The 18,848-nt window shown below is 69.8% G+C and carries 19 protein-coding genes and 1 tRNA gene; 12 read left to right on the top strand and 8 right to left on the bottom strand.

The features are described from left to right. Positions 1-198: 198 nt before the first annotated feature. Positions 199-1,719 carry an aminotransferase class III-fold pyridoxal phosphate-dependent enzyme gene (locus tag U8331_RS10475; RefSeq protein WP_481130978.1) on the top strand — a complete coding sequence of 507 codons (1,521 nt, stop codon included), beginning with the start codon at positions 199-201 and terminating at the stop codon, positions 1,717-1,719. Positions 1,720-1,913: 194 nt separating this feature from the next. Next, a complete protein-coding gene (locus U8331_RS10480) occupies positions 1,914-3,422 on the top strand; it encodes a catalase (RefSeq protein ID WP_481130979.1) in 1,509 nt (502 codons plus the stop codon). A gap of 37 nt (positions 3,423-3,459) precedes the next feature. On the opposite strand, the gene U8331_RS10485 is transcribed toward U8331_RS10480, so the two are convergent. The 7 genes from U8331_RS10485 to rsmD all read right to left on the bottom strand — a co-directional run bounded on the left by U8331_RS10485 (position 3,460) and on the right by rsmD (position 9,034). Beyond that, on the bottom strand, positions 3,460-4,185 hold the full coding sequence (locus U8331_RS10485; protein ID WP_481130980.1) for a TMEM43 family protein: 726 nt from the start codon (positions 4,183-4,185) through the stop codon (positions 3,460-3,462). Further along, positions 4,182-5,072 carry an MBL fold metallo-hydrolase gene (locus U8331_RS10490; protein ID WP_481130981.1) on the bottom strand — a complete coding sequence of 297 codons (891 nt, stop codon included), beginning with the start codon at positions 5,070-5,072 and terminating at the stop codon, positions 4,182-4,184. Before U8331_RS10490 ends, U8331_RS10485 begins: the two co-directional genes overlap by 4 nt. Before the next feature lie 76 nt (positions 5,073-5,148). Further along, a complete protein-coding gene (gene ggt / locus U8331_RS10495) occupies positions 5,149-6,873 on the bottom strand; it encodes a gamma-glutamyltransferase (RefSeq protein ID WP_481130982.1) in 1,725 nt (574 codons plus the stop codon). Between the two features lie 15 nt (positions 6,874-6,888). Beyond that, positions 6,889-7,140, bottom strand: a complete 252-nt coding sequence (locus tag U8331_RS10500) for a YfhL family 4Fe-4S dicluster ferredoxin (RefSeq protein WP_481130983.1) — start codon at positions 7,138-7,140, stop codon at positions 6,889-6,891. A 177-nt stretch (positions 7,141-7,317) separates the two neighbouring features. Beyond that, positions 7,318-7,851, bottom strand: coding sequence for a hypothetical protein (locus tag U8331_RS10505; protein ID WP_481130984.1), 534 nt, complete (start codon positions 7,849-7,851; stop codon positions 7,318-7,320). Beyond that, entirely contained in the window at positions 7,848-8,351 is a 504-nt protein-coding gene (gene coaD / locus U8331_RS10510) for a pantetheine-phosphate adenylyltransferase (RefSeq protein WP_481130985.1), read from the bottom strand. The genes U8331_RS10505 and coaD overlap by 4 nt, the downstream gene beginning before the upstream one ends. Next, a complete protein-coding gene (gene rsmD, locus U8331_RS10515; RefSeq protein ID WP_481130986.1) occupies positions 8,348-9,034 on the bottom strand; it encodes a 16S rRNA (guanine(966)-N(2))-methyltransferase RsmD in 687 nt (228 codons plus the stop codon). The genes coaD and rsmD overlap by 4 nt, the downstream gene beginning before the upstream one ends. Before the next feature lie 67 nt (positions 9,035-9,101). On the opposite strand from rsmD, the gene ftsY reads away from it, so the two are divergent. Genes ftsY through U8331_RS10535 form a run of 4 tightly spaced genes read left to right on the top strand, consistent with a single transcriptional unit; the run spans position 9,102 to position 13,173 of the window. Then, complete coding sequence (ftsY, locus tag U8331_RS10520) at positions 9,102-10,487, top strand: signal recognition particle-docking protein FtsY (protein ID WP_481130987.1); 1,386 nt, start codon at positions 9,102-9,104, stop codon at positions 10,485-10,487. A gap of 12 nt (positions 10,488-10,499) precedes the next feature. Next, positions 10,500-11,774, top strand: coding sequence for an AsmA family protein (locus U8331_RS10525; RefSeq protein ID WP_481130988.1), 1,275 nt, complete (start codon positions 10,500-10,502; stop codon positions 11,772-11,774). Continuing rightward, on the top strand, positions 11,767-12,882 hold the full coding sequence (gene mutY, locus U8331_RS10530; protein WP_481130989.1) for an A/G-specific adenine glycosylase: 1,116 nt from the start codon (positions 11,767-11,769) through the stop codon (positions 12,880-12,882). Before U8331_RS10525 ends, mutY begins: the two co-directional genes overlap by 8 nt. 18 nt (positions 12,883-12,900) lie before the next feature. Next, positions 12,901-13,173 carry an oxidative damage protection protein gene (locus U8331_RS10535; RefSeq protein ID WP_481130990.1) on the top strand — a complete coding sequence of 91 codons (273 nt, stop codon included), beginning with the start codon at positions 12,901-12,903 and terminating at the stop codon, positions 13,171-13,173. Here the strand turns inward: U8331_RS10535 and U8331_RS10540 are convergent. Next, positions 13,152-13,607: a DUF6491 family protein gene (locus U8331_RS10540; protein WP_481130991.1), complete on the bottom strand. Its 456-nt coding sequence runs from the start codon at positions 13,605-13,607 to the stop codon at positions 13,152-13,154. The two genes, U8331_RS10535 and U8331_RS10540, sit on opposite strands and share 22 nt — an antisense overlap. Before the next feature lie 165 nt (positions 13,608-13,772). On the opposite strand from U8331_RS10540, the gene U8331_RS10545 reads away from it, so the two are divergent. From U8331_RS10545 to U8331_RS10570, 6 genes are all read left to right on the top strand, one after another. Beyond that, positions 13,773-13,848 (top strand) — tRNA-Phe (locus U8331_RS10545). Positions 13,849-14,082: 234 nt separating this feature from the next. Continuing rightward, on the top strand, positions 14,083-14,316 hold the full coding sequence (locus U8331_RS10550) for a hypothetical protein (protein ID WP_481130992.1): 234 nt from the start codon (positions 14,083-14,085) through the stop codon (positions 14,314-14,316). A gap of 72 nt (positions 14,317-14,388) precedes the next feature. Next, on the top strand, positions 14,389-14,874 hold the full coding sequence (locus U8331_RS10555; RefSeq protein ID WP_481130993.1) for an LEA/WHy family protein: 486 nt from the start codon (positions 14,389-14,391) through the stop codon (positions 14,872-14,874). A 73-nt stretch (positions 14,875-14,947) separates the two neighbouring features. Further along, entirely contained in the window at positions 14,948-16,738 is a 1,791-nt protein-coding gene (locus U8331_RS10560) for an acyl-CoA dehydrogenase C-terminal domain-containing protein (protein ID WP_481130994.1), read from the top strand. 92 nt (positions 16,739-16,830) lie between these two features. Beyond that, the gene (locus tag U8331_RS10565; RefSeq protein WP_481130995.1) at positions 16,831-17,511 is read left to right on the top strand and encodes an HNH endonuclease; all 681 of its coding nucleotides are present in this window, start codon (positions 16,831-16,833) and stop codon (positions 17,509-17,511) included. 121 nt (positions 17,512-17,632) lie between these two features. Then, positions 17,633-18,700 carry a hypothetical protein gene (locus tag U8331_RS10570; protein ID WP_481130996.1) on the top strand — a complete coding sequence of 356 codons (1,068 nt, stop codon included), beginning with the start codon at positions 17,633-17,635 and terminating at the stop codon, positions 18,698-18,700. Positions 18,701-18,848 lie beyond the last annotated feature (148 nt).

Consider the following 18,848-nt stretch of genomic DNA (forward strand, 5'->3'; position numbering starts at 1 on the left):
GGAAACGGCACAGTGTAGCCGTGGCGGGGGTTATGCCCGCGAACCGCGCGTGATAGAATCGCGCAAACGATTGTTTTTTAACGGAAAACGCCGGACCACGGGATTCATCCAAACGGGGTTATGGGCGCCGGGTGGCGCCGCTGCAGACCCGGCCTGTGCGTTCCGGGCGTTTTCCGCACCACAGGAGAACCGACCCGAATGTCCAGCGCTTCCGATTCCATCGTCGCCAAGCTCGCGCCGCTGCGCGCCCACGGTGGCGAACGCCGCACGGTCGGCCTCGACGACGCCACCCTCGCCCGCTTCGCCGGCAACGTGGAACTGGCCGGGGCCGTCGATGCCGCGGTGGCCGAGTACGGCCGCATCAGGGACGGCGCGCTGGGCAGCGACGCCGCGGCCCTGCTCGACCTCGACGAGCGCGCCCAGGCCGAGGCCATCCAGGCCGGCTACGTCAACTTCTACCAGGATGACGCGGTCAACCCGTATGTCGCCCTCGCCGCGCGCGGTCCGTGGATCGTCACCCTCAAGGGCGCGGTGCTGCACGACTCGGGCGGCTACGGCATGCTCGGTTTCGGCCACACCCCGGCGCAGGTGATCGAGGCGATGGCCAAGCCGCAGGCGATGGCCAACATCATGACCCCGAGCCTGTCGCAGCTGCGCTTCAACAGCATGCTGCGCGAGGCGATCGGCCTCGGCCGCGACTGCCCCTACAGCCACTTCCTGTGCCTCAACTCGGGCTCGGAGTCGGTCACCCTCGCCGCCCGCATCGCCGACACCAACGCCAGGACGATGACCGACGAAGGCGGTCGTCATGCCGGCCGCGCGATCAAGCGCGTGGTGGTCAAGGGCGGCTTCCACGGCCGTACCGACCGTCCGGCGCTGTATTCGGATTCCACCCGCAAGACCTACCTGCAGTACCTGGCCAGCTACCGCGGCGAGGACAGCGTCATCGCCGTCCAGCCGTACGACATCGGCGCGCTGGAACAGGTATTCGCCGATGCCGACGCCAACGGCTGGTTCATCGAGGCGATGTTCCTGGAGCCGGTGATGGGCGAAGGCGATCCGGGCCGCAGCGTGCCGGTCGACTTCTACAACGCCGCCCGCCGGCTGACGAAGGACCACGGCTCGCTGCTGCTGGTCGACTCGATCCAGGCCGGCCTGCGCGCCAACGGCGTGCTGTCGATCGTCGACTACCCCGGCTTCGAGAATGTCGAGGCGCCGGACATGGAGACCTACTCCAAGGCGCTCAACGCCGGCCAATACCCGCTGTCGGTGCTCGCGGTGGGCGAACGCGCGGCCGGGATCTACCGCAAGGGCCTGTACGGCAACACCATGACCACCAACCCGCGCGCGCTCGACACCGCCTGCGCGGTGCTGTCGATGGTGACTCCGCAGGTCCGCGAGAACATCCGCGCGCGCGGCGCCGAGGCGATCGAAAAGCTGGAGAAGCTCAAGGCAGAGCTGGGCGGGCTGATCACCAAGGTCCAGGGCACAGGCCTGCTGTTCTCCTGCGAGCTCTCGCCGGAGTTCAAGTGCTACGGCGCCGACTCCACCGAGGAGTGGCTGCGCGAGCACGGCATCGGCGTGATCCACGGCGGCACCAACTCGCTGCGCTTCACCCCGACCTTCACCATGACCAGCGAAGAACTCGACCTGCTGGTGGCGATGGTCGGGCGCGCGTTGAAGGAAGGCCCACGCGCCAGCCAGGCCGCGGCGGCCTGAGCGCCCCCCATGATCGAGGTACCGAAAAGGCCGGGCATGTCCCGGCCTTTTTCTTGGGTGCCGCACCCCGGTTCCAGGATGGGCCGGCAAGACGCTGGCTATCGCAGTGATATGACAAATCGAATGGAGTAAATCGATAGACGCGGGCAATGTAGGAACACCCAGGCAGCCGCCGCCACCCAGGAGCCTCCCCCATGAGCCAGAACGACACGCGCAAACCCGGACACACGACCGGTTCGACCACCGGAACCGGCGCGCCGGCCCCCAGTGACCGCCACTCGCTGACCATCGGCCCCAACGGTCCGATCCTGCTGCACGACGTGCACTTCCTCGAGCAGATGGCGCACTTCAACCGCGAGAAGGTGCCCGAGCGCCAGCCGCACGCCAAGGGTGCCGGCGCGTTCGGCGTGTTCGAGGCCACCGCGGACGTGTCCAGGTACACGAAGGCGGCGCTGTTCCAGCCGGGCGCGAAGACCGACATGCTGGCGCGCTTTTCCACCGTCGCCGGCGAACAGGGCAGCCCCGACACCTGGCGCGACGTGCGCGGCTTCTCGCTGAAGTTCTACACCGACGAGGGCAACTACGACCTGGTCGGCAACAACACCCCGGTCTTCTTCCTGCGCGACCCGATGAAGTTCCCGCACTTCATCCGCAGCCAGAAGCGCCTGCCCGACTCCGGGCTGCGCGACAACCACATGCAGTGGGACTTCTGGACCAGCAACCCCGAGTCCGCCCACCAGGTCACCTACGTGATGGGCATCCGCGGCCTGCCGCGCACCTGGCGCCACATGAACGGCTACGGCTCCCACACCTACATGTGGATCAACGCCGCCGGCGAGAAGTTCTGGGTCAAGTACCACTTCCACACCGAGCAGGGCATGGAGTTCTTCAGCAACGCCCAGGCCGCCGAGATGGCGGGGCGCGACGCCGACTTCCATCGCAGCGACCTGTTCGCGGCGATCGCCCGCGGCGAGCACCCGAGCTGGCGGTTGTCGGTGCAGGTGATGCCGTACGCGGACGCGGCCAACTATCGCTTCAACCCGTTCGACCTCACCAAGGTGTGGCCGCATGCCGACTACCCGCTGATCCCGGTCGGCACGATGACGCTCAACCGCAACCCCGAGAACTTCTTCGCCCAGATCGAACAGGCGGCGTTCTCGCCGGGCAACACGGTGCCGGGGATTGGTCTTTCGCCGGACAAGATGCTGCTGGGCCGCGCGTTCGCCTATGCCGACGCGCAGCGCAACCGGATCGGCACCAACTTCCACCAGCTGCCGGTCAACCAGCCCAAGTGCCCGGTCAACAGCTACCTGTTCGACGGCCAGATGGCCTACCACCACAGCGGCAACGCACCGGTGCACGCGCCCAACAGTGGCGGCCGGCCGTGGGCCGACCGGAGCGGCCCGGTCGATGACGGCTGGGAAACCGACGGCGACATGGTCCGCAGCGCCTATACCCTGCATGCCGGGGACGACGACTTCGGCCAGGCCGGCACGCTGGTGCGCCAGGTGTTCGACGACGCCCAGCGCGATGCGCTGGTCGAGCAGGTGTCCGGCAGCTTGCTGGGCGGCGTGCGCAGCCCGGTGCTGGAGCGCGCGTTCGAGTACTGGAAGAACATCGACCCGCAGGTCGGCCAGCGGATCGAGGACAAGGTCCGCCAAGGCAGCGCGCCAATGCCCGCCGAAGGCATGGGCGAAGGCTGACCGGCTGCGGACGTGCTTCCGACGTCCGGGCCGCGGTTCAGCGGCCCGGGCGTTTGCGCATCCAGGCGCCCAGCGCGGCCGCGGCGGCGAAGCCGATCAGCCACGGCCACCAGCGCGGACCGGGCTTGTCGGCTGCCGGCACGGCGCGGGCGGGCTCGGCCGTGCGCCGGGCGGCGGGCGTTGCAGGGGCGGCAACCGGGGCGGCCACCCGCCAGGCGCCGTCGACCAGCTCGACCTTGCCGGCGAGTGGAGGCAACACGAGTTCGCGCCAGCTCACCCGCAGGTCGCCGATCTGCGGATCCAGTGGATTCTCGGAGCTGATCAGGCCGTCGCCTTCGGGCTGGAACGTCGCCGACAGATTGCCCGGCAGGCGCGAAAAGCCGGGGCGGAAATCCTCCCAGCGGCCGATGATCTTCAGCACCCGGGTGTCCAATGGCCTGCCATCGAGTGTCGCGCTGTCGGCCCACCAGCGGCGTCCCTCGAGCGGGATCGACGCCGGGTTTTCATGGCCGGGCGCGAAACCCGACGAGTCCACCAGCGCGGCCTTCCACTCGCGCTGGTAGCGGTCTTCACCGACGCGCAGCCACTGGTACATCTCGACCCGGCGGTCGAGGCCGAACTGATCGGTACCGACGCCGAATTCGCGATCCAGCAACTCGCCGCCGGAGCGCGGCGGACCCTCCGGCTCGAGCGCGGCCGGCGCCTGCGCGAGCGCCGCGCCCGCGGCCAGCCACAGCGCCGCGAGCCACGCGGCCGGCCTCATGCCGACAGCGACCTCGCCCGCAGGTGGGCCACTTCGTGCACGGTGCCGTAACGGCCCCGCTCGTCGCGCGTCACCTGCGCGAGCGCACAACCCGGGTCATGGGTAAAGAACAGGTGGACGTTGCGTTCGAGCTTGTCGGCCAGGAACGCCTGCTTCTCGTCGATCAGCAACTCGGCGTTGCGGTCGTACCCCATCGTGATCGGCACGTGCACCCAGGGCCGGCCGGGGATCAGGTCGGCGCAGAACACCACGCCGCCGTGGGGCTGTCCATCCGCACGTTCCGGCCCGACGATCTCCGACAGCATCAGCCCCGGCGTGTGGCCATGGCTGAAGTCGAAACGCACCGCTTCGCCAAGCGTCCGCGAGAACTCGCCGTCGACCAGTTCCAGCCGTCCGGTCGCCTCGATCAGGCCCGGCAACTCGGGGATGAAGCTTGCGCGGTCGCGCGGATGCGGCGCCTGCGCCCGCTCCCAGTGTTCGCGGCCGATGACGTAGCTGGCGTTGGGGAACACGAGCCGCGGCGGCTCGCCTTCCGCATACGGCGCGAGCAGTCCGCCGGCATGGTCGAAGTGCAGGTGCGACAGCACGACGACGCCGATGTCCTCCGGTGCGAAACCGGCCTCGGCGAGCGAGTCGAGCAGTACGTGGCGCTCCTCGACCACCCCGTAGCGCTCGCGCAGCTTCGGCTCGAAGAAGGCGCCAATGCCGGTCTCGAACAGCACCGTCTTCCCCGCCAGCGGGGTGGCCAGCAGGGCGCGGCAGGCCAGCTCGATGCGGTTGAGTTCGTCGGGCGGCGCCCACTTGCTCCACATCGCGCGTGGCGCATTGCCGAACATGGCGCCGCCGTCCAGCTTCTGGCTGTTGCCCATCAGCGACCAGAGTTTCATGCCCGCTCCCATGACAGTCGCAGCGACGCTGCAGTGCACGCAATGATCGGCGATCGGACGCGGAAGCGAAACCGCGCTACGGCTCCAGCAGCACCTCGGCCTCGCCCACCGGATTGCGCGGGTCGGTACCGCCGGACAGGGTGTTGGTGCGCTTGTCCCAGGCGACGGTCTGCAGGTTGCCCCAGGTGCCTTCGTCCGCGTTGACCGTGTGGCCCATCGCCTCCAGCGTCCCGATCACGTCGGAAGACAGCGCGTCCGGTTCGGCCGAGATGACGTCGGGCAGCCATTGGTGGTGGAAGCGCGGCAGCGCGGCGACCTGCTGGGCGTCCAAGCCGGCGTCGTAGCCGAGGATGCCCACCAGCACTTCGGTGATGATCCGGCTGCCTCCGGGCGCGCCGAGGATGGCCACCTTGTCCTGCGACTCGATGAAGCTCGGCGTCATCGAGCTGAGCATGCGCTTGCCCGGCTCCACCGCGTTGGCCTCGAAGCCCATCACGCCGAACGCGTTGGGCGTGCCCGGCTTGAGCGCGAAGTCATCCATCTCGTTGTTGAGGATCACCCCGGTACCGGGCGCGACCAGGCCGGAGCCGTACAGCAGGTTGACGGTCTGGGTCGCCGAGACGCGGTTGCCTTCGCCGTCGATGATCGAGAAATGGGTGGTCTCCTCGTCTTCCAGCGGCACCGGCTGGCCCGAGATCAGCGCGCTGGGCGTCGCCTTGTCAGGGTGGATGGTGGCGCGCAGACCGGCCGCGTAACGGGGATCGGTCAACAGGTCGAGCGGCATCTCGACGAAGTCGGGATCGCCGAGATAGATCGTGCGGTCGCGATAGGCGCGGCGCATCGCCTCGACCACCAGGTGGGTGCGCTTGGCTTCATCCAGCGCGGCCAGGTCCCACGGCTCGAGGATCTGCAGCATCTGCGCCAGGGCCACGCCGCCGGATGACGGCGGCGGCGCGGTGACCACGTGCCAGCCGTCGTAGTCGAACTCGATCGGTTCGCGCTCTCGCACCCGGTAGCCGGCCAGCTCGTCGGCGGTCCAGCGGCCGCCCTCTTCGGCCACGGCCGCCAGCAGCCCGTCGCCGACGTCGCCTCGGTAGAAGCCGTCGAAGCCGCGTTCGGCCAACAGCTCGAGCGTGCGCGCCAGGTCCGGCTGGCGCAGGGTCTCGCCGACCTGCGGGGGGTCGCCATCGGCCAGGAACACCGCGCGGGTGCCGCGGTACCGCTCCATCACCTCGCTGCGGCGCGCGTAGCCCTTTTCGAGCCGCTCGTAGACCGGGAAGCCCTCGCGTGCGATGCGGATCGCCGGCGCCAGCGTGGTCGACAGCGGCAGTTCGCCGAATTCGCCGGCCAGGTGGACCAGCGCCGCCGGCAGGCCCGGGATGCCGGCCGACCACGGGCCGTTGGTCGCCCGGTCGCGGTCGAGGTCGCCGTCCGCGTCAAGATAGGCTTCGGGCGTCGCGGCCGCCGGCGCGGTTTCGCGTGCGTCGACGAAGACATCGCGCCCGCTGGCGGCGTCGTGCAGCAGGAAGAACCCGCCACCACCGAGGCCTGAACTGATCGGCTCGACCACCGACAGGGTGGACGACACTGCCACCGCGGCGTCGAACGCATTGCCGCCGGCGCGGATCATCTCCAGGCCGGCCTCGGTAGCGAGCGAATGGGCACTGGCGATGGCGGCGCCGGGCGGGGTGGCCTCCGCCTGCCGCGGCGGCTCGCCGGCCGGTGCGTTCGTGGTGCAGCCCGCCAGTACGGCGGACGCCAGAAGGCCGGTCAGCATTACCGGTCGCATTGCCATGTGCATCGCTCGCTCCTGTGGTTACGGACTCTGCTGCAGACGCGCCAGCTTGGCCAGCAATTGTTCGTGGGATTCGGGGATGTCGGGATCCGGATCGATGCATTCGACCGGACAGACCACCACGCACTGGGGTTCGTCGAAATGGCCGACGCACTCGGTGCAGCGCGCCGGGTCGATCACGTAGATGGTTTCGCCCTGCGCGATCGCCTGGTTCGGGCAGGCCGGTTCACAGACGTCGCAGTTGACGCAGAGTTCGTTGATCTTGAGGGACATGGGGTACGCGGCTGGCGGCAGGAAGACCTGTGCCTTGCCGGATCGCCGCTCCTGGAAAACCGTGTCCGCGGACCTCCCGGAGGAGAACCGCGGCCATCCGGTGCTGTACCGGGCGCCGCCCGGCAAGGGGCGCGACCGGCAAGACCCGCGCCCGACCGCCGGGCGCGGGCACTGGCATTACTTGGCTTCGATGAACTGGTAGGTCACGCCGGCCGGTTCGACCGCCGCGCGCACGCGCTCGTTGTCGGCGGCGTCGCCGATGAAGAGCAGCTTGACACCCTTCATCGAACCCGCGTCCACCTTGCCGAACGCGCCGACGATGATGTCGGCCATCATCGCCGACTCCGGCGAGCCGAACGCGATCAGGTTGCCTTCGACGATGCCGCGCTGCATCGCGACTTCGATCTCTTCCTTCAGGCGCTCGTGCGCACCCTCGAAGCCGGCCGACTCGGAGGACGGCAGGTAGTAGAGGTACGGGTTGTTGTTGATGTCGCCCATGTTGCGGGTGACCACGTCGGACAGGTACAGGCCCCAGGCCTGCTCGTCGTTGTTGTCGGCCGGGCGGGTCACCGCGGGCTTGGCTTCGGCGACGGTGTCGGCGGGTGCTTCCTCCTTCTGGCAGGCGGCGAGCATCGGCAGCGAAAGGCAGGCGATCAACAGCAGGCGGGTGGTGGTCTTCATCGGGTTCCCCTTCTGGGTCTGGAAAATCATGCTTGGGTGCGCCGCCATTGGGCCTGCAACGCGTCGGCCACCGCCGGTGGCACGAAACCGGAAACGTCGCCGCCGAGGCGGGAGATTTCGCGTACCAGCGACGAGGAAATGAATCCGTACTGTTCGGCGGGGGTCAGGAACAGGGTCTCGACGTCCGGGATCAGGTGGCGGTTCATGCTGGCCAGCTGGAACTCGTACTCGAAATCCGACACCGCGCGCAGGCCGCGCAGCAGTACGCCGGCGCCGACTTCCGACACAAAGTGGGCCAGCAGCGAATGGAAGCCGCGCACCTCCACGTGCGGGTGGTGGGCCACCGCTTCGCGCGCCAGTCGTACCCGCAGGTCGAGATCGAGCGCGGGCCGCTTGGCCGGACTTTCCGCCACGCCGATGACCAACCGGTCGAACAGCTGCGCGGCCCGGTCGACCAGGTCGATGTGACCGTTGGTGATCGGGTCGAAAGTGCCGGGATAGACGGCGATACGGTGGCGGGCCAGGGTCATTCGGAGACGGGTTCGGTGGGGCGGCCATCCGGGCCTGCCGGGTCGCCGGGCAGTGTATCAGCGGCAGTCCGGTCCGAAGCCGGCGGGCGGCGGTAGAGGGCGTAGCGGACCTCGCGGGTGCGACCTTCGCGATGCATGTTCCAGCCCGATGGCACGGCCACCCGCGCCTCCAGCGGTGTCTCCACGTAGAGCCAGCCGGTGTCGGCGACCAACGGCGTCAATGCCGGCAGCACGTCGCTCCAGAGCCCGGCGGCGAACGGCGGGTCGACGAAGGCGATATCGAAGGCCCCGCGCGGTTGCGCAGGCAGCCATGCCAGTGCATCGGCCTGCACCACGGTGGCCGCCTCCCCGCCCGGCAGCCGCCTCGTAACGTCGAGCAGCCCCTCGGCCAGCATGCGGTCGCGTTCGACCAGCACCGCCGAAACCGCGCCACGCGACAGCGCCTCCAGGCCGAGCGCGCCGCTGCCGGCGAACAGATCGAGCACCCGCGCGCCCGGCAGCGCCGGCGCCAGCCAGTTGAACAGAGTCTCCCGGACGCGGTCGGCAGTCGGACGCAGCCCGGCCACGTCCGCCACCGGCAGCTTGCTGCCACGCCAGCGGCCGCCGATCAGGCGCACCTGGCCTTGTGCGGGATGCCGGACGCTGGCGGGTCGGCCGGCGGTTCTGGACGGGGGTTTCTTCATCGGAGCGGTCTGGAGGCCGGTGCTAGCATGTGCGGCCATTGTCCAACATGTCCCGAGCCGCCACTCGATGGTCAGTTTTTTCCGTCGCAAGAAGCCCGAATCCGCGAGTCCTTCCGATCGGCGCTATAGCGCCGAGGAGCTGGCGGCCGCGTTTCCGGGCGCACCGGCCCAGGCCGATGTCGCGCAGGACGGGGTCACACCCGCAGCGGACGAACCGGAGCACGTGGCGGAGCGGCACGGCAGCAACCCCGACTTCACGCGGGACACCGCTGCCGACACGACGCTGGTGGTGAGCGCGCTGGAAACGCAGGCCGCCCCCGTGCCGGCCCCGGTGCCGGCCTCCGCGCCGATTTTTCCTGTCCACGATGAGGACGCCAAGCCCGCATCGGCGCCCGCATCGGCACCCGCTCTGCCGCCGGTATCGGTGACGACGCCCGCGCCTCCGCGGCCGGCAGCCGCCGCTCCCGAAAGTTCACCCGCCGAGCCGGACCCAGGCATCGCGCCGTCGGTTTCCGAAAAACCCGCCGCGCCGGCCGGCAAGCCGGGCTGGCGCGAACGCCTGCGCGGCAGCGCATTCGCCCGCAGCTTTGGCGGGCTGTTCTACGCCAATCCCAAGCTCGACGACGACCTGCTCGACCAGATCGAGACCGCGCTGATCACCGCCGACGTGGGCGTGGCCGCCACCACCGAACTGGTGGAAGGGCTGCGCCGGCGGATGAAGTCGCGCGAGTTCGCCGACGCGCAGGCCCTGCTCGCCGCCCTGCGCGAGCAACTGCTGGCCCTGCTGCGCCCGGTCGCGGTGCCGCTGCAGATACCGCGACAGGACAGGCCGTTCGTAATGCTGACCGTCGGCGTCAACGGCGTCGGCAAGACCACCACCATCGGCAAGCTGGCGCGGCGCTTCAAGGACGAGGGACGCCCGCTGATGCTGGCCGCCGGCGACACCTTCCGTGCCGCGGCGGTCGCGCAACTGCAGGCGTGGGGCGAGCGCAACGGCGTGACCGTGATCGCACAGGGCCAGAACGCCGACGCCGCTTCGGTCGCGTTCGACGCGCTGCAGGCCGCCACCGCACGCCGCACCGGCGTACTGATCGCCGACAGCGCCGGCCGGCTGCACACCCAGCAGGGATTGATGGCCGAGCTGGGCAAGATCAAACGGGTGCTGCAGAAGATCGACCCGTCCGCACCGCACGAGGTGCTGATGGTGATCGACGGCACCACCGGCCAGAACGCGCTGAGCCAGCTGCGCCAGTTCCACGCCGCGGTCGGCGTGACCGGCCTGGTGGTGACCAAGCTCGACGGCACCGCCAAGGGCGGCGTGGTGTTCGCACTCGCGCGCGAGTTCGGCATTCCAATCCGCTTCGCCGGCATCGGCGAGCGCCCCGAGGATCTGCGCGTATTCGACGCCGAGGCTTTTGTCGACGCGCTCCTGCCGGAGACGCTCGGCGCCTAGCCGGGTCGCCCGTTGAACACCGCGACGGAGCCGCGAAACCGCCGCGTCAGCCGCCGCGCGCTGGCCTGGGGGATATGCGCCGTGCTGCTGGCGCTGATCGCCGTGGCACTGCTGTGGGTGGCGCAACCCGCCCGGGTGGCGGGCCTTGTCCTTGACCGGGCCGGCGCCGCGCTCGGCCTGGAAATCACCGCCGGCGGTGTCAGCGAATACCGCCTGCGCGGCACCCCGACGCTCGTGGTGCGTGACCTTGTCGCGCGCGAGCCGGGTGCACCGGCGACCCTGCTGCGTGCCGAGCGCGTCCATCTGTCGCTGCCGTGGTCGACCTTGCGGGCGCACGGCGCCGACCTGACCGTGCAACGGGTGGAGCTGGATGCCCCCCGATTCGACCTCGCCGCGTTCCAGCGCTGGCGCGAAGGGCGTCCGCCGTCGCAGGACCCGGTGCGCATTCCCACGCTCACCGATGGCCTGCACATCACCGATGGCGAGGTGCTTGGCGACGGCTGGTCGGTCGATCGCGTCAACGTCGAACTGGCCTCGCTGCATCCCCGGCAGCCCGTGGCGGCCCGGGTTGGCGGACGCTTCCGCAACGGCAACACCGCCGTTCCGTTCGACCTGCAGGTGGCGTTGTCCCGGATCGCGATGGATGCCGGCGTGGGCGCATCCGGCATCGCCAGCGTGATCACGCCGGAGTGGCGGATGCCGATGCGACCGACCTTCTCCGGCCGCCTGCACGAGGGCGACGACGGCCTGGGGCTGGACCGGTTCCGCCTCGGCGCCGACGCGCGGCACCTGGGTTCAGGCGCGCCGCTTCACTTCGCGTTCGGCATCGCCGGGCCGGTGCGGTACAGCGACGGACGCCTGCTCGTCGCGCCGCTCACAGTGGCAGTGCGAGGCGATGGACCAGTGCCGCACCTGGACGCCCGCGGCCGCTTCGCCTGGGATGTCGCGATGGTGCTGCAGCTGGACGGCGCGCTCGCCCACTGGCCGCAGGCTTGGCCGGCATTGCCAGCGCCGCTCGCCGGACTGCCGGGGCCACTGCCGTTCGTGCTCGACTATGCCGGCGCGCCGGACCTGTCGGGGAACACCGCGCTGCAACTGCAAAGGGGCGCTACCCGCCTCGATGCGCGGTTCCGCTTGCCGCGCGTGCTGGCGTGGGTCGACGCGATCGCCACCGGGACACCGCTGCCGCCGATCGACGGCTCGCTGCTAACCCCGACGCTGGAGGTGCCCGGCGCAACGCTGGAAGGCGTTTCGATCGAGTTCGACGATGGCGAAGACGATGAGTGAAAGCGTGGACGCCGGCGGATCGCAGCCATCCGAACGCGGCGCCAACCCCGCCCCGGACGATTTCGCCGCGCGCCTGCTCGCCTGGTTCGACCACAGTGGCCGCCACGACCTGCCGTGGCAGCACCCGCGCACGCCCTACCGGGTGTGGTTGTCGGAGATCATGCTGCAGCAGACGCAGGTGGCGACCGCGACGCCCTATTTCGAGCGCTTCGTCGCCGCACTTCCGGACCTTCCGGCCCTCGCCGCCGCGGATCTCGACCAGGTGCTCGCGCTGTGGTCCGGCCTGGGCTACTACGCCCGGGCGCGGAACCTCCATGCCACCGCGCGCCGCTGCATGGAAATGCATGGCGGCGAGCTTCCGCGCGACCTGGACGCGCTCGTCGCGCTGCCGGGCATCGGCCGCAGTACGGCCGCCGCGATCCTATCCCAAGCCTGGGGCGACCGCCACGCGATCCTCGACGGCAACGTCAAGCGGGTGCTGGCCCGCTATCACGGCATTGCCGGTTGGCCGGGCAGTTCAACCATCGAAAAGAACCTGTGGCAACACGCGCACACGCATGTGCAGAGCGCCGCCCTCGCCGACCGGCACATGGCCGACTACACCCAGGCGCAGATGGACCTCGGCGCCACCCTGTGCACCCGCAGCGACCCCGCGTGCGTGCTCTGCCCGCTGCAGGACGACTGCATCGCACGTATCGAAGGCCGTATTGCCGAACTGCCCACCCCCAAGCCGGGAAAGCCGACCCCACAGCGGTACGCGCAGGTGCTGTGGCTGGAGGATGCCCAGGGCCGCATCCTCCTGCAGCGCCGGCCTCCCGCCGGCATCTGGGCATCGCTGTGGACGTTGCCCCAGGCCGACGACGAGGCTGCGGCGCTCGCCTGGTTCGCCCGCCACGTGGAAGGCGATGCCGGTGCCGCCACAGGTCTGGCACCGGTCGCCCATGCCTTCAGCCACTACAGACTGGAACTGCGGCCACTGCGGTGGCGCGGCATCGCCCCGCGCGCCGTGGTCGGCGACAATCCCGAGCTGCGCTGGGTGGACCCGGCCCAGCTGGACACCCTCGGCATCCCCGCACCGATCCGCCGCCTGCTCGAAAGCGGCACCTGACTGCTCACAGGAACCGCCATGCCCCGCTCCGTCTACTGCGAATACGAAAAACGGGAAACCGAAGGCCTCGACTTCGTGCCATGGCCGGGCGAGGCCGGCAAGCGGGTGTACGCCCACGTGGGCAAGCCGGCCTGGTCCGCGTGGCTCGCGCACCAGACCATGCTCATCAACGAAAACCGCCTGTCGCCGATGAACCCCGAGCATCGCGCCTTCCTCGAACGCGAGATGCTCAAGTTCCTGTTTGGTGGCGACGCCGAGAGGCCCGCGGGCTACGTCCCGCCGTCGGCCTGACCGCGCTCGACCATCTCGACCTGTTCGAGCATCCGGTCCTCCGCGGCGTCCAGCGCCTTCACGTCGACCGGGCGGATTTCCTCGATCCGGCAGGGAATCTGCATCGACCCGCTGCCCAGCGGCACCACGTCGTCGAACCGGCTCTGCACGCTGCCGAACTGGTTGGTGATCGTGATGCCGTGGGCGAACTCCAGGTTCGGGCAGGGGCCGCCCAGCTCAAGCAGGTAGGCCTGGGTGGGCCGCGTCTGCACCGCGAGCGCGCTGTCGCCGAGCGGGGTCCAGCCCATCAAGGTCTGCGTGTACCGGAAGCTGTTGACCGGCTCACCGGCGTGCTCGCGATACAGCGACAGGCGCTCGGTATCGCTCAGGCGGGGGCCGGTGGCGCAGGCGGCGAGCGAAGCCGTCGTCGCCAGGGCCAGAACGAAGTGCTTCATGTCCACTCCTTCGCCGCAAGGCGTCTCATGTGTGCGTCCCATGATGCGCCGTGCGTCGGTTGGGCTGCACCCTGCGGTCACTGGTGCGTTCAGTCGGCATCCGGCCTTGCCAGCTCCTGCGCCGGCCAGTATCATGCCGCTCCTCGCACGGCCCGACCGTGTTGTGGCCGGGTAGCTCAGTTGGTAGAGCAGGGGATTGAAAATCCCCGTGTCGGGGGTTCGATTCCCTCCCCGGCCACCATCTCTGGTGGCAACGCGATCCAAGACCCCGCAAGGCCCAACGCCGACGCGGGGTTTTCTGTTTCTGGAGCTGCTGTAGGAAATCCCCTACGGCCCGACGCGGATTGCACCGACGCAATGTGACGCGCGTCACTCGCATCCTGTGTCCGCCCACACCGCGCCTCGAAACGCGGAGCCGAAGCGCGCAGCGGATGGTCCGCGGCGGTTCCGGCGGGCCCTGCTCCGGTGCCCCCCCATGAAGTATCGAATCGAGCTGCGCAAGAGTGACCGCTGCGGCGATCTCGTCCCCAGCGCCGCATCCGAACGTCGTCACCCGACGCTCTATCAGGCATGGACGGCGGCTTTGCGCGATGCACGCCTCCAGTCCACCGCGCAGTGCGTTCCGATCTGCGTGCGCGTGTTCGATCCGCTCGACCGGCTGGCCGCCAGCGGCGAGGTCGGGCAGCCATCGCCGGAGTGCTCCCGCTGACGCACCGCCGCCCATCGGCGTGCACCATGCGGCGTAGTATCCTCGACGCTCCACAAGACGGGAGCGTTCGGCATGAGGGGGAAGGCCTGGAGGCGGTGGACGGTGCTGGCGGTCGCGGCGTTGCTGCTGGCCGGTTGCGCGAGTGGTCCGGTGCGGCGGGTCTCCGAGCCGACGGCGCGGATCCAGCAACTGACCGTGGGCGCGGACGGCCACTGGTCGGTCGACCTGCGGCTTGAGAACTTCAGCAGCATTCCCATGCGTTTCGATGCCCTGCGGCTCGAGCTCGAGATCGACAGCCATGACGCCGGCGCGCTGCAGGCGCAGCCGGCCATCGTGATCGGACCGGAGTCGGCCGACGTGGTGCAGGTGTCCCTGGCACCGGCCGCGGGCGCAAAGCTCGCGGTGGCGGAGGCATTGGCCGCGGGGCGCAGCCTCGGCTACGCGCTGGAAGGTTCCATCACCGCCACGCCCGACGAGGAACGCCAGCGCGTGTTCGACGGCCTGTCCCGCCGCAGCGCGCTGAGCCCCGCGCCCGGCCTGCCCGGCGTGATGCGCTGACCCTTCCATCACAAACCGACACGCCGGTGCGCCGTATCGCAGCGTGCAGGCAAAACATGCAACGAGGTCATCGATGAGCCAGTACAAAGCCCCGCTGCGCGACATGCAGTTCGCGCTCCATGACGTGCTCGGCATCGAACAGGCCCTGCCGCGGCTCGGCCATGAGGAGGTCGGCCGCGAACTGGTCGACGCGGTGCTGGAAGAGGCCGCGCGCTTTGCCGAAGCGGTGCTGGCGCCGCTCAACGAGGTCGGCGACCGCGAAGGCTGCACGCACGACAGGGCCAGCGGCGCGGTGACCACGCCGACCGGCTTCAAGGAAGCCTATGCGCAGTACGTCGAAGGCGGCTGGGCCGGCCTGACCGCGGCGGCCGAGTTCGGCGGCCAGGGCCTGCCGCAGGTGCTGGGTTTCGTGCAAAAGGAAATGATCGACAGCGCCAACCTGGCCTGGGGCAATTTCCCGCTGCTCGGCCACGGCGCCAGCGAAGCCCTGCGCCACCACGGCGAGGACTGGCAGCGCGAGGTATTCCTCAAGCCGCTGGTGGAAGGCCGCTGGACCGGCACCATGTGCCTGACCGAACCGCACTGCGGTACCGACCTCGGCCTGCTCAAGACCCGTGCGGAACCCGGCCCCGACGGCACGTATTCGATCTCCGGCACCAAGATCTTCATCACCGCCGGCGAGCACGACATGGCGGAGAACATCGTCCACCTGGTGCTGGCCCGGTTGCCCGATGCACCGGCCGGCAGCAAGGGCATTTCGCTGTTCGTGGTGCCCAGGTCCCGGGTGTCGCGCGACGGCACCGTCGGCGAGCGCAACGCCGTCACGTGCGGCAGCCTCGAGCACAAGATGGGCATCCACGGCTCGGCCACGTGCGTGATGAACTTCGACGGCGCCGAGGGCTACCTGGTGGGGCAGCCGCACAAGGGCATGTCGCACATGTTCACCATGATGAATGCCGCGCGGCTGGCGGTGGGGCTGCAGGGGCTCGGGCTCTCCGAGCGCGCGCTGCAGAACGCACTGGCCTACTCGCGCGAACGGCTGCAGTCGCGCTCGCTCTCGGGTCCGAAGCTGCCGGAGAAGCCGGCCGACCCGATCATCGTCCACCCCGACGTGCGCCGCATGCTGCTGACCTGCAAGGCGCTGGTCGAGGGCGGCCGGGTGATGGCGTACCACGCCGGGCTGATGGTCGATGCCAGCGAAGGCGCGGCCGATCCGGCCGAACGCGAGCAGGCGCACGCGCTGGTCGAGTTCATGACACCGATCGTCAAGGCGTGCCTCACCGAATGGGGCATCGAATGCACCTACCACGCGCTGCAGTGTTTCGGCGGGCACGGCTACATTGCCGAGCACGGCATGGAGCAACTCGCCCGCGATGCGCGCATCACCACGCTCTATGAAGGCACCACCGGCATCCAGGCGCTGGACCTGGTCGGACGCAAGGTACTGAAGCTGCAGGGCGCCGGGCTGAAGGCATTCGGTACGATGATCGCCGCCTTCTGCCGGGACAACGCCGCCAACCCGGCAGTCTCCGACCTGGTCGGCCCGCTGGCGGAGCACGCGACGCAGTGGGAGGCGCTGACCGTCTCCGTCGCCAAGGCCGCCGCCGGCAATCCGGAGGAGGTCGGCGCCGCGTCGTACGACTACCTGATGTACTCGGGTTACATGACGCTCGCCTACTGGTGGGCGCGCAGCGTGGCGGCCGCCGAGGCATCCGACCGGTCCGAGGCGTTCAAGGCGTCCAAGCGCGACACCGCACGGTTCTACTTCCAGCGCATCCTGCCGCGTACGCTCGCCCACGCGGCGGCGATCCGCAGCGGTGCCGGCCCGCTGATGTCGCTCGACGCCGCGCACTTCGACGCCTGAGCCTGCCGATCCGCGCACCCGGCGGTGGCCGGGTCGCGCACGTGTCGGCGGTACAGACAACCGGCCACAAATCGGGTATATGCTCGGTCCCGATGGAGACCGACCGAGCGCCGCTACGCCTCGTCAACTCCGGATCCGTGGCGGGGACCACCCGGCCCGTTCCGGACCGTCCTCCGGTCGCCCCGCGACACGCACTCGAACTTCTCAATTCCGTCCGCCTGCTCGCGCTCGACGCGCACGGCCGCGTGCTCGACTGGATGAACTGGCAGCAGGCCGCCTGCCTGTATGCCCGCGACGCGGTCGCCTGGACGCTGGGCGACCCCTGCCTGCAGGTGCACGGCGGCACCAACCGCTTCAGCGGACAGCAGAGCCTCCTCGAACTGCACCCGATCGTCGCCGCCCGCGGCCATGCGCGCGCGCATGCGCTCGATCCGACGCCGGCGTTGACCAACACCGCCCTGTTCGCCCGCGACGCCCATCTGTGCCTGTACTGCGGGCGTGAGTGCCACCGCCCGCAACTGACCCGCGACCACGTGCTGCCGGTATCCAAAGGTGGTCGCGACGTCTGGGAGAACGTCGTCGCCGCCTGCTTCCACTGCAACTCGCGCAAGGGCAACCGCACGCCGCAGCAGGCCGGCATGCCGTTGCTGGCGGTGCCCTACCGCCCCAGCTGGGTCGAGCACCTGATCCTGTCGAACCGCAACATCCTGGCCGACCAGATGGCGTTCCTGAAGAGCCAGTTGCCGAAGAAGCACGCGCGCTCACTGAACTGACGCGCCGCGTCGGGCCCGCGTCAGCCATTGCCGGGATGCGCGCAGTTCCGACGTTCCGGGCGCATTGACGCTCGCGGTCGCCTCCGCAACACTCCGGTCACCTGCATCACTGGATTCGAAGATGTCCCTGACTTTCGGCTTGACCGGCATGGACCCGGCCACGGAAACCTCGCTGAAAGCAGCGTTCGAGGAGGCCAACAACCGCCTCGGAGGCATCTGGCAACTGCTCCCGGAAACGCAGGCCGACCACATCGTGGTCGACATGGACAGCATGTACGGGCCGATGAGCTGGCTGCGCCTGCACGCCTCGGGCAAAACCGTCGTCGGGCTGACTTCCGCTCCGCGCACGCAGGCGGATTTCCGCCTCGGCCAACCCTTCGACGCCGCTTCGGTGGCGCAGCTGCTGCAGGAGCTCGCCCCGGATGTCGCGGTGCCCTCGCCGGCCGGTCTCACCCCCGCGCCGCAGCCGCAGGACCAGTTGCCCGAGGAGCAGCCCCAGGCACCGGCGCCGGGCACGGTCGATGCGCGGACCGAGGAAGTGGGTGCCGATGCGCGCGAACCGGGAAGCACTGCAGTCGCACAGGTGGTGCCGGCCGCGCCGACGCTGCAGCCACGCCCGCCGGCAGTCGAGCCCGAACCACGCAAGTTGGCCGAATGGCTGGCGTCCGGCCGCGTCCAGGGCAAGGTCCGGCTGGAACGTGACGGCACCACGCTGCTGATCGACAACACCGCGCGTCGCTACCACGGCCCGGCCGCGCTCAAGCCGTTGACGCCGCACGTCAGCGACGACCTGGTCGCCGGCGACTTCGTCGAAACCGCCGAGTGGGATGCACAGGCGTCCGCGCTCGGCGAGGCGCAGCCGCTGACGCGGCTGGTCTGGTTCGGCGGGCTGCTGTCCGGGCACGGGACGCTGATGCCGGGCTTCGACCCGCAGGCGCGTTACCAGATGCTGAAATGGCCGCAGACCGAACGCGAGTACCCCAAGCACTTCCGCATCGCCACGGCGATGATGAAGGGGCCGGCGACGCTTGCCGAAATCGCGGAAGCCAGCGGCGTGCCGGAGCCGGATGTCACCGATTTCGTCAATGCCAGCCTCGCTACCGGGTTCGCCGACGTGGAGCGCCCGCCCGAACCCGAACCCGAGGCGCCGAAGTCCAGCGGACTGTTCGGTCGCCTGCGCGGGCGCTGAGTCGCGCGGCGGCCGCTTTCGACGGTCGCCCGCGCGCAAGCAGCCGCGACGGGCGCGGGAGTGATCGCGCAGATGGATTCGTCCGCGGCCCAAGGGGCACATCCCGTGCGCGGAGTGCGGTGATGCCATCAACCTTGCCCCGCCCCGG

Source organism: Lysobacter sp. CC-YZS074, assembly GCF_056739745.1.

Coding starts and splice junctions, on each gene's coding strand:
- U8331_RS10475 (WP_481130978.1), top strand. CDS start 199: ATGTCCAGCGCTTCCGATTCCATCGTCGCCAAGCTCGCGCCGCTGCGC.
- U8331_RS10480 (WP_481130979.1), top strand. CDS start 1,914: ATGAGCCAGAACGACACGCGCAAACCCGGACACACGACCGGTTCGACC.
- U8331_RS10485 (WP_481130980.1), bottom strand. CDS start 4,185: ATGAGGCCGGCCGCGTGGCTCGCGGCGCTGTGGCTGGCCGCGGGCGCG.
- U8331_RS10490 (WP_481130981.1), bottom strand. CDS start 5,072: ATGAAACTCTGGTCGCTGATGGGCAACAGCCAGAAGCTGGACGGCGGC.
- ggt (WP_481130982.1), bottom strand. CDS start 6,873: ATGCACATGGCAATGCGACCGGTAATGCTGACCGGCCTTCTGGCGTCC.
- U8331_RS10500 (WP_481130983.1), bottom strand. CDS start 7,140: ATGTCCCTCAAGATCAACGAACTCTGCGTCAACTGCGACGTCTGTGAA.
- U8331_RS10505 (WP_481130984.1), bottom strand. CDS start 7,851: ATGATTTTCCAGACCCAGAAGGGGAACCCGATGAAGACCACCACCCGC.
- coaD (WP_481130985.1), bottom strand. CDS start 8,351: ATGACCCTGGCCCGCCACCGTATCGCCGTCTATCCCGGCACTTTCGAC.
- rsmD (WP_481130986.1), bottom strand. CDS start 9,034: ATGAAGAAACCCCCGTCCAGAACCGCCGGCCGACCCGCCAGCGTCCGG.
- ftsY (WP_481130987.1), top strand. CDS start 9,102: ATGGTCAGTTTTTTCCGTCGCAAGAAGCCCGAATCCGCGAGTCCTTCC.
- mutY (WP_481130989.1), top strand. CDS start 11,767: ATGAGTGAAAGCGTGGACGCCGGCGGATCGCAGCCATCCGAACGCGGC.
- U8331_RS10535 (WP_481130990.1), top strand. CDS start 12,901: ATGCCCCGCTCCGTCTACTGCGAATACGAAAAACGGGAAACCGAAGGC.
- U8331_RS10540 (WP_481130991.1), bottom strand. CDS start 13,607: ATGAAGCACTTCGTTCTGGCCCTGGCGACGACGGCTTCGCTCGCCGCC.
- U8331_RS10550 (WP_481130992.1), top strand. CDS start 14,083: ATGAAGTATCGAATCGAGCTGCGCAAGAGTGACCGCTGCGGCGATCTC.
- U8331_RS10555 (WP_481130993.1), top strand. CDS start 14,389: ATGAGGGGGAAGGCCTGGAGGCGGTGGACGGTGCTGGCGGTCGCGGCG.
- U8331_RS10560 (WP_481130994.1), top strand. CDS start 14,948: ATGAGCCAGTACAAAGCCCCGCTGCGCGACATGCAGTTCGCGCTCCAT.
- U8331_RS10565 (WP_481130995.1), top strand. CDS start 16,831: ATGGAGACCGACCGAGCGCCGCTACGCCTCGTCAACTCCGGATCCGTG.
- U8331_RS10570 (WP_481130996.1), top strand. CDS start 17,633: ATGTCCCTGACTTTCGGCTTGACCGGCATGGACCCGGCCACGGAAACC.